This window comes from Pseudomonas sp. NPDC086278, assembly GCF_050280905.1.
Taxonomy (GTDB): domain Bacteria; phylum Pseudomonadota; class Gammaproteobacteria; order Pseudomonadales; family Pseudomonadaceae; genus Aquipseudomonas.
In genome coordinates this window covers 19,478-28,551 of the sequence record NZ_JBNNWE010000014.1, presented here as the reverse complement: position 1 = coordinate 28,551, position 9,074 = coordinate 19,478, and the positions used below count along the sequence as shown (strand labels likewise).

General features: G+C 60.4%; 9 protein-coding genes. 5 read left to right on the top strand and 4 right to left on the bottom strand.

Annotation, left to right across the window (positions count from 1 at the left end):
- Positions 1 to 86: 86 nt before the first annotated feature.
- From dsbG to ACQKP4_RS06665, 4 genes are all read right to left on the bottom strand, one after another.
- Positions 87 to 857 carry a thiol:disulfide interchange protein DsbG gene (gene dsbG / locus ACQKP4_RS06680; protein ID WP_427631544.1) on the bottom strand — a complete coding sequence of 257 codons (771 nt, stop codon included), beginning with the start codon at positions 855 to 857 and terminating at the stop codon, positions 87 to 89.
- Positions 833 to 1,690: a prolipoprotein diacylglyceryl transferase family protein gene (locus ACQKP4_RS06675; protein WP_427631542.1), complete on the bottom strand. Its 858-nt coding sequence runs from the start codon at positions 1,688 to 1,690 to the stop codon at positions 833 to 835. Before ACQKP4_RS06675 ends, dsbG begins: the two co-directional genes overlap by 25 nt.
- On the bottom strand, positions 1,690 to 3,426 hold the full coding sequence (gene dsbD / locus ACQKP4_RS06670) for a protein-disulfide reductase DsbD (RefSeq protein WP_427631541.1): 1,737 nt from the start codon (positions 3,424 to 3,426) through the stop codon (positions 1,690 to 1,692). Before dsbD ends, ACQKP4_RS06675 begins: the two co-directional genes overlap by 1 nt.
- A gap of 82 nt (positions 3,427 to 3,508) precedes the next feature.
- Positions 3,509 to 4,201: a hypothetical protein gene (locus tag ACQKP4_RS06665; RefSeq protein WP_427631539.1), complete on the bottom strand. Its 693-nt coding sequence runs from the start codon at positions 4,199 to 4,201 to the stop codon at positions 3,509 to 3,511.
- Between the two features lie 296 nt (positions 4,202 to 4,497).
- Here ACQKP4_RS06665 and ACQKP4_RS06660 point away from each other — a divergent pair, with 296 nt between their 5' ends.
- The 5 genes from ACQKP4_RS06660 (at position 4,498) to ACQKP4_RS06640 (ending at position 8,933) form a co-directional block, all read left to right on the top strand.
- The gene (locus tag ACQKP4_RS06660) at positions 4,498 to 5,178 is read left to right on the top strand and encodes a response regulator (protein ID WP_427631537.1); all 681 of its coding nucleotides are present in this window, start codon (positions 4,498 to 4,500) and stop codon (positions 5,176 to 5,178) included.
- Positions 5,175 to 6,500, top strand: coding sequence for an ATP-binding protein (locus ACQKP4_RS06655; protein ID WP_427631535.1), 1,326 nt, complete (start codon positions 5,175 to 5,177; stop codon positions 6,498 to 6,500). Before ACQKP4_RS06660 ends, ACQKP4_RS06655 begins: the two co-directional genes overlap by 4 nt.
- Before the next feature lie 151 nt (positions 6,501 to 6,651).
- Positions 6,652 to 7,137, top strand: a complete 486-nt coding sequence (locus ACQKP4_RS06650; RefSeq protein ID WP_427631533.1) for a GNAT family N-acetyltransferase — start codon at positions 6,652 to 6,654, stop codon at positions 7,135 to 7,137.
- A gap of 77 nt (positions 7,138 to 7,214) precedes the next feature.
- Positions 7,215 to 8,627 (top strand): aspartate aminotransferase family protein, encoded by a 1,413-nt coding sequence (locus ACQKP4_RS06645; protein WP_427631531.1) that lies wholly within the window; start codon positions 7,215 to 7,217, stop codon positions 8,625 to 8,627.
- 81 nt (positions 8,628 to 8,708) lie between these two features.
- Positions 8,709 to 8,933, top strand: a complete 225-nt coding sequence (locus tag ACQKP4_RS06640) for an MbtH family protein (RefSeq protein WP_427631530.1) — start codon at positions 8,709 to 8,711, stop codon at positions 8,931 to 8,933.
- Positions 8,934 to 9,074 lie beyond the last annotated feature (141 nt).

The window sequence follows — 9,074 nt, the reverse complement described above, 5'->3', positions numbered from 1 at the left end:
ATCTGGTCCCGATTGCCAGGACCAGTGTGGGAGCGGCGGGGTTGCTCCGGGTGTCGGTGAGTTCACCACTGCATCAACTGCACAACCTACTTCGGCCCGAGAATCTTCACCAACTTGTCCGGTGAAGGCGCGCCTTGCTGCTGTTGCAACTCACCTTTGTCGTCCATGTAGAAAATCGCCGGGGTGGCTTGCAGTTCCAGGTCTTCCATCAATTGCATGTTCGCCGCCAGTTTTGCCTGAATCGCCGGTGGCACGTCTTTCAAGGCCTTGAGCGAACTGGCCTTGCCAGACTTCTCATGATCTTCCAGCGCTTTGCTCGGGTCTTTGGCCGCGAGCAATGCCGCGGATTTGCCCGGGCTGTCTTCACGAATGATCCCGACCATGATGTGCCGCAACTGCACTTTGCCGGCATTCACCCATGGCCGCGCCTGTTCCCAGAACATGTTGCAGTACGGGCAGTTCGGGTCGCTGAACAGGTAGACGACGCGCGGTGCATCCTTGTTGCCGTCGCCGATCCAGTTGCTCGCTTCCATCTTGCCCCAGACTTCCTTGGACATCGGCGCGTACACCAGTTTCTGCAAGGGCGCGCTGCTCAGGTCATTGCCCTCGGCGTCGTACAGGTTGCCGAGCAGTACGTGCTTGCCATCCGGAGTCAGGTAAAGCGCCATGCCACGGTTCTGGTATTGCGCCGCGTAACCGCGCAAACCGTCGGGCGCGTCGAACTGGCCGACGATTTTGGCGCCCTTGGCTTCGATTTTCTTGATCGCTTCGGGCAATTCTTCGGCGGCCTGCACAACGGGCAAGTGCAGCAGCGCGGCCCCCAGGGTCAGCGTCAGCAGGTGGCGGAGGCGGGGCATGGCAGTTTCCTTGAAGAGGTGACAGAAGAGGGGGTGTCGAAGTTTTCCAGGGCGCGGGTCAGGCTGGCGTCCGACAGTTCACCCAAATGGCTGCCCAGCAAACGACCGTCAGGGCTATAGAACAGCGTAGTCGGCAACGCCATGGAACCCACGGCCTGACCCAGTCGACCGCCGCCATCGAACAGCACGTTGGTCAGGCTCAGGCCTTGGGTTTCGAGGAAGGTGGCGACGCTTTGCATGCTTTCGGCCTGGTTGACGAACAGGAAGGTCAGGTCCGGGCGCTGCTGCTGGGCGTTTTCCAGCACCGGCATTTCCCGACGGCACGGCGGACACCAGGTGGCCCACAGGTTGATGACCAGCGGTGCGCCCTTGTAGTCGGCAAGTTGCACGGTTTCGCCGGCGGCGTTGCGCAGGGCGATGTCCGGCAGGCGCGTGCCTTGTTCGTAGATGCTCAAGGAGAACGTCGCCAGCAGCCAGAATGCGAGGCCGGCACCCACGCCCAAACCCAGCGGGCGGCGTAGACCCGGCCGACGCCAGCCGCGATACAGCGCGGCCAGCAACAGCACGATCACCCCTGGCCAGGCGAGAAAACCACCGTCGCGCAGGTCGATGATCTGCCACGGATCGTTGCGGTACTGCGCCCAGTAAGCCACGACAAAACTGACCCGCGCCGCCAGCATGCCCAACAGAAACAGGCTGAACAGCACCGATTCCGGGTTCTCGCCACCGCGTTTGGCCGCACGCCAACCGACCAACGTCGCCAGCGCCAAAGCACTGATCAGCAGCAGATGGTTAAGCGCGATGGCAAAGGTGCCGAGGGTAAAAGTCAGCATTAACGGGCGTCTCGGGTTGTGTTCCAGCGTTGCAGGAAGGTGTCGGCATCGACCTCGCCAGTGATGCGCTGACTGCGACGTTCTTCACCGTCGGCACCGATCCACAGAAAACTCGGTGGCCCCGGCACTTTGTAACGGCCGAGCAATTCGCGGCTGGCGGCATTGTCGGCGGTGACGTCCAGCCGTAGCAAGCGCACGTCGCTCAAGGCGTCGAGCACCCGGGCCTGGCCGAAGACCTTTTTCTCCATGACTTTGCACGACGTGCACCAGTCGGCGTAGTAGTCCAGCAGCACCCATTGGCCTTGGGCTTGGGCGGCGTCCAGTTCCCGTTGCAGTGCCTGCGGGCTATTGACGGTGGTGAACGCCTCGTGGGCCGTCGGGCGGCCAGCGTTGCCTGAAGTGGACGCACTGTAGACCTGCAACGGTTTCATCAGGTCGTCACTGCCACCGGCGGCGCCGATCAGCAGCAGGCTGCCCCATATTCCGAGCAACAGCGAACTGGCGCCGAACAGATGGGCCACGCGGCCGAATCCTTGCGCTTGCTTCCAGGCGCTGTAGGCGGCGATCACCAGCAGCGCACCGCACAACCCGACCCACAGCGATTCATCCAGTACCGGACGCAACATCAACAACGCGGTTGCGAGGAATAGAAAGCCGAACACGCCTTTGAGCAGGTTCATCCACGCGCCGGGTTTGGGCAGGAAGCGATTGCCGACGGTCACCAGTAACAGCAGCGGCACACCGATGCCGATACCCATCGCGAACAGAATCAACCCGCCGTGCAGTGCGTTGCCGCTTTGCGCGATGTACAGCAGGGCGCCGGCCAGCGGTGCGGTCATGCACGGCCCGACCAGTAATCCGGAGACCGCGCCCAGCACACCGGCACCGATCAGGCTGCCGCCGCGTTGATTGCGCGAAACGTTTTCCAGCCGGTCACGCACGGCCACCGGTAATTGCAGCTCGAAGAAACCGAACATCGGCAGCGCCAGCAGGACAAATACCGCGGCGAAACTGCCCAGCAGCCAGGGATTTTGCAGCAGGGCCTGCAGGTTGGCGCCGAGCATTGCGGCCAATACGCCCATCGCCGCGTAGACCAGCGCCATGCACACCACGTAGCTGCCCGCCAAGGCAAAACCGCGTCTTGGCGAGGCGCCACTGCCGACAATCAATCCGGCCAGAATCGGCAACATCGGCAAGGTGCAAGGGGTGAAAGCCAACAGCAGACCCAAGCCGAAGAACACCAGCAAACTCCAGCCCAGCGCCCGTTGTTGCAGGCCGCTTGCCAGTGCTTGATCCGGTGCTTCGTTGACTGTAGCCGACGCCGAGTTGCCGCCCAGCTCCACGACCTGGGTTTGCGGCGGATAACACAAACCGGCATCGGCGCAGCCTTGGAAGCCAACCTTGATCTGGCCGGTGGCGCCCGCCGGAATCTTTATCTCCAGACCCTGCCGGTAAACCTGCTGTTCGCCGAAGAACTCGTCACTGTGCGCTTCGCCCTCAGGCAATACGGGTTGCTGCTCTGCGGGCAAACCATCGAATTTCAGGCGTTTCTGATAAAGGTAATAGCCGTCGGTGATCTGCCAATACAACTGGGTTTCACCGGACTCAAGGCGTTCGGAGGTGAAGACGAACGCCTTTTCCACCGGCAGAAACTCAGGTTTGGTCTCGAACGGATTGGTCCCGGCCTGGGCTACGCCCGAGATCAACAGGACAAAAAATAAAAACAGACGACGCATGGGTGAGCCTTATCCCTGTGCAAGTGAGGTGCACAATGGGAGGCCGCGATTAACCGATGATTAACCGCGTCTTCACGCAGGCTCAGTCTCGGAACAGACCTGGCCAGGCGTCGTCATTCATTGCGTGCGGGCCGGAATGCAGACGGTTTTGCTGGATGTTGTAAATGAGGAACTGACCTCTGTTCAGGAAAATATAGTAATAACTGTCGGCAAACGTTCTATCGTTTTGGGCAGCGGTAATGATTCGGTGTTTGAATCGTTCCAGTCCGGGCATCGAAGTGGCGGTAATTTCTTCACGGGTAAGTTGGTTCTTCAGGAAATCAAAAGAAAGGTAATGCCCGTCATTAAGAAGGAATCGGAAAAGGAATTTTTTGCCCGTAAGTTGCCACCATGTACCCGCTACAATGCGGTCGAAATAAGGAAGCAGGGGTGCCCATATCGAATTTTCAACACGGTAGTGCGCGACGGCCTTGTCTTGATCCTGGTCGTATTTGCAGACCATCGGGGTTTCGTCCCGGTAATAAAACAACCAGGTGAAGTCGTCGGAGCCGTCGCTGTTGCCCACGTCTGTGGTGGTGAAGCCGAACCGCAGGTGTTTGGCATTTTCGTGAAAGCCGGGCCATGTGCTTTCTTTGATTGCTTCAGGGTAGCCCTCCGGGACCCGATGGTCGCCGAGATCAAATCGAGAATAGGTGTTGGTATCTTTGAAGAAGAAGTAAATGCGGTCTTTGCCGGAACGCCAGTCGGTGGCGACGAAGTTGTTGAAGTTGGGCATGGTCTAATTCCTTTTAGCGAAGTGAAGACCCTTCGTGTTGGTCGAAGAGTAATTTATTTAGTTCGTGTAATAAGTGAATGAGTTGTCTGTTGTTGCGGGAGTTAGACTATCGCGGTGTCTGTTTTTTAATAAGTGTTTTTTTGGCGTAGTTTGTTTCTCTATGAAACCAGGTTGGTGTTACTTGCTGGCGTGATTAAGGTGACAGAAAACAGCGCTGTTCGTCAGTCAACGCAGTGGCCATAATTGCGCCTTAATCCTCAGCTGTTTGACTCGCGTTTTTTCTCCTGGGAGCGTCCATGCACGTACTGGTTTGTGAAGACGATGAGCTGATCGCCAGCGGCATCGTTGCCGGCCTCACGGCTCAGGGCTTGACGGTCGAGCACGTGGCGACGGCTTCGGCTGCGCGGGCGATGCTCAAGGTCGCTGAATTTGACGTCATGGTGCTCGACCTCGGCCTTCCCGATGAAGATGGCTTGAAATTGCTGCAGCAGCTGCGTCACAGCGGTCTGGAAATTCCGGTGCTGATTCTCACCGCGCGGGATTCGGTCACCGATCGCGTCGATGGCCTGCAAGCCGGCGCCGACGATTACCTGCTTAAACCGTTCGATTTGCGCGAACTGGCCGCGCGTCTGCACACCTTGCTGCGACGGGTCGCGGGGCGCAGCGTCAATCTGATTGAGCATGGCCGCCTGACGTACGACCCGAGCAGCCGCGAAACCCTGCTCGCTGGTCAGCCGGTGGACCTCTCGCGTCGCGAGCAATCGCTGTTGCAGGCCTTGCTGCATAATCGCGGCCGCGTGCTCTCCACCGAGCAGCTCAAGGACAGCGTGTACGGTTTCAACGACGAACTGGAAAGCAACGCCCTCAACGTCCACATCCATCACCTGCGGCGCAAGCTCGGCAACGGCATTGTCGAGACCGTGCGCGGCCTGGGCTATCGTCTGGGCCCGGCTGATGGCGGAGAAGAAGCGAAGTGATGAGCCTGCGTTTGCGCCTGAGCCTCACGCTCGGCGCCGCTTTTGCCTTGATCTGGGCTCTGGCGGCGGCCTGGATGCTCAGTGATTTGCGTAATCAGATGATGTTTTCCCTCGACCAGCGGCTGGTGGCATCGGCGCGCATGGTCGCCGGGCTGCTCGAGCAATTGCCGGCGCTGCCAAGCAAGGGCGAGGGCACCCATTTCAGCGCGGAACAACTGAACATTCCCGGTGGCATGGCCTGTCAGGTCAGCTCCTTGCGCGGGGAAATCCTCGCCCGCAGCCACAGCGACCCCGAGCAAAAACTCGAAGCCGAAAAAATGGGCTTCCACGATCAGATGATCGACGGCGCGCCATGGCGCAGTTTTACCCTGGCGCGCGGCGATCTGCGTATCACCACCGCCGACCGGCAGATCGAACGCGAAGCACTGAACATGTCGATCCTGCTGGCCGCGTCAGTGCCGGTGGGCGTGGCATTGCTGGGCTGCCTGTGCCTGCTGTGGCTTGGCATCGGCCAGGGCCTGGCGCCGCTCAATCGCATGCGCGATGCCTTGATGCGACGCAGCGCCGACTCCCTCGAACCGTTGCTGATCCAGCCGCTGCCGAGTGAATTGCAACCGCTGCTGGATACGCAGAACCAGTTGTTCCAGCGCATCGGCAAGACAATCGAGCGCGAACGACGGCTGACCGGTGACGCCGCGCATGAACTGCGCAGCCCGCTGACCGCGATCAAAACCCACCTGCAAGTGGCGCGCATGACCGAAGGTTCGGCGCGGGATCAGTCGCTGGCCCGGGCCGAGGAGGGCGCTGACCGCATGCACCGCACCCTTGAGCAATTGTTGTTGCTGGCGCGTGTCGAGGGCAGCCTGTCGTTTGATGACGGCGTGCAATGCAGTGCCGAACAAGTGGCGAAACTGGCGATTCAGGACGCCGCCAGCGGTGATCGGCGGCGGATCAAGTTGCAGATGCCCATCAAGTTCTCCGAGGCGCCGGTGCAAATGCCGGCCGTGTTGTCGATTGCCGCGTTGCGCAACTTGCTGGACAACGCCCTGCGCCATACCCCCGACGACAAGGCCGTGGAACTGAGCGTCGAAACCAGCGGCAATCGCGTGCGGTTTGTGGTGCGAGATCATGGGCCCGGGATCGCCGAAGACGATCTGCAACATCTGACGCAACGCTTCTGGCGTAACGGCCAGAGCACCGGTTGCGGACTGGGCCTGGCGATTGTCCAGGCGATTGTTCAGCGCTGCGGCTGCACGCTGCATTTCGACAGCCGCCCGGACGGGTTGCGGGTCGAATTGACCATGCCGTTGCAAACCGTCTGACTCACACCGCAGAACAAATGTGGGAGCAAGCTTGCTCCCACATTCAGTTCTGAGTTGCACATCAAATGTAACTTCTCTTCATTGGCCATCAGGTCTTGAGCAGGGATATCGTCCCGGCAGCTTTTTCTCAATGGATTGAGGTAACAGCGCCATGGAAGCACTCATACACATCCGCAAGGCAACTCCCGCCGACGCCGGCATTATCAGCCGGATCGTCGAGCGTTCGATCCGCGTCGGCTGCGCGCTCGACCACCGCAACCATCCGCAAACGGTCGCCACCTGGACCCACAACAAAACCTGCGAACACGTGCAGCCGTGGCTGGACGACCCGCGCTTGTACCTCAACATCGCCCTCTTGCACGACAAACCGGTCGGCGTGGCCATGGCCGCGATCAGCGGCAAGGTCGCGTTCTGTTACGTGCAGCCGGAATGGTTTCGACGCGGTGCCGGGCAAGCGCTGGTCCGCGACCTTGAAGGCTGGCTGATCGATCACGGATTGGCTCAGGCCCGGCTCAACAGTACCCGCACCAGTGAAGCTTTTTATCGGCATCTGGGTTACCAGCCTTGCGCCGAAATCTTCGTCGTTGCCGGGCTCCACGCGATTCCCATGCACAAGCTGCTGACGCCACTGCCATAGAAAGCCGATCAAGGGTCTAAATCCTCGGCCCGCTGATGCGTTTCCAGAACAGGAAAACCTTATTGAGGGGTCGAGAGATGTCAGTCGCTACCAGCCTTATGGAAGATCAGTCGGCCCGGACCGCTTCGGCGCCGGCCGAAACGCTTTATCAATTCAACGAATCGCCGCTGCTGGCCCGTCAAAACCGTCAGGAGTCCAACGCTCGCAGCTACCCGCGCCGTATTCCATTGGCGTTGAAACGCGCCAAGGGTATCTACGTCGAGGATGTCGAGGGTCGCAGTTTCATTGACTGCCTGGCCGGGGCCGGCACGCTCGCGCTGGGGCATAACCACCCGGTGGTGATTGAAGCGATCCAGCAAGTGCTGACCGATGAACTGCCGCTGCACACACTCGACTTGACCACGCCGGTCAAAGATCAATTCGTGCAGGACTTGTTCGGTCTGCTGCCGCCAGCGTTGGCCGCCGAGGCGAAAATCCAGTTCTGCGGCCCGACCGGCACCGACGCGGTGGAAGCCGCGCTGAAACTGGTGCGCACAGCCACCGGACGCAGCACCGTGTTGTCGTTCCAGGGCGGTTATCACGGCATGAGCCAGGGGGCGTTGAGCCTGATGGGCAGCCTTGGCCCGAAAAAACCGTTGGGTGCCTTGCTCAGCAGTGGCGTGCAGTTCATGCCGTATCCCTACGACTACCGTTGCCCATTCGGCCTCGGTGGCGCGCAAGGGGTGCAGGTCAACCTCAACTACCTGGAAAACCTGCTCAACGATCCCGAGGCCGGCGTGCAATTGCCAGCGGCCGTTATCGTGGAAGCGGTGCAGGGCGAGGGCGGGGTGATCCCGGCCGATCTCGACTGGCTGCGCGGTGTGCGCCGCATCACCGAAAAGGCGGGCGTGGCGCTGATTGTCGATGAGATCCAGAGCGGTTTTGCCCGCACCGGCAAGATGTTCGCTTTCGAGCACGCCGGGATCATTCCGGACGTGGTGGTCATGTCCAAAGCCATCGGTGGCAGCCTGCCGCTGGCGGTCGTGGTTTATCGCGACTGGCTCGACACCTGGCTGCCAGGCGCCCACGCCGGGACTTTCCGCGGCAATCAGATGGCGATGGCCGCGGGTTCCGCGGTGATGCGTTACCTGACTGAACACAAGGTCTGTGAACACGCCACCGCGATGGGCGAACGCCTGAGCGAACACCTGCGCATCCTGCAACGTGACTTCCCGCAACTGGGCGATATTCGCGGTCGCGGCCTGATGCTCGGTGTCGAACTGGTCGACCCGAGCGGTGCGCCGGATGCACAAGGGCATCCGCCGATCTTCGGCCGCCTGGCCCCGCTGGTGCAGCGTGAATGCCTCAAACGCGGGTTGATTCTCGAGCTGGGCGGGCGGCATGGCGGCGTCGTGCGCTTCCTGCCGCCGCTGGTGATTACCGCCAGCGAAATCGATCGGGTCGCCGAGATTTTCGGCCGGGCCATGGCGGCAGCTACCGCCAGCCTTTAAATTTTTCAGCGGCTGCAACGTTCCTTCTACATGACGGCTGCGCACGCAGTGCAGCCCACCTTACCGCGATGGAGAAACACCATGACGTCAGTATTCGACCGCGAGGACATCCTCTTTCAGGTCGTGGTCAACCACGAAGAGCAATATTCGATCTGGCCCGACTACAAAGCCGTGCCGGCTGGCTGGCGCACCGTGGGCAAGAGCGGTCTGAAAAAGGAATGCCTGGCTTACATCGAAGAGACCTGGACCGATATGCGTCCGTTGAGCTTGCGGCAGAAGATGGAAGCGCAGGCGACGGTGGCTTAATAAGTCGCCGGCTATAAAAAAACCGCTGAACCGGTAACGGTCAGCGGTTTTTTTGGGGCTGGAGTTTCTGTTGTTCGGGAGGTCGCCTTCGCGAGCAAGCCCGCTCCCACACTGGATTTGTGGCACGACGCAATTCCAATG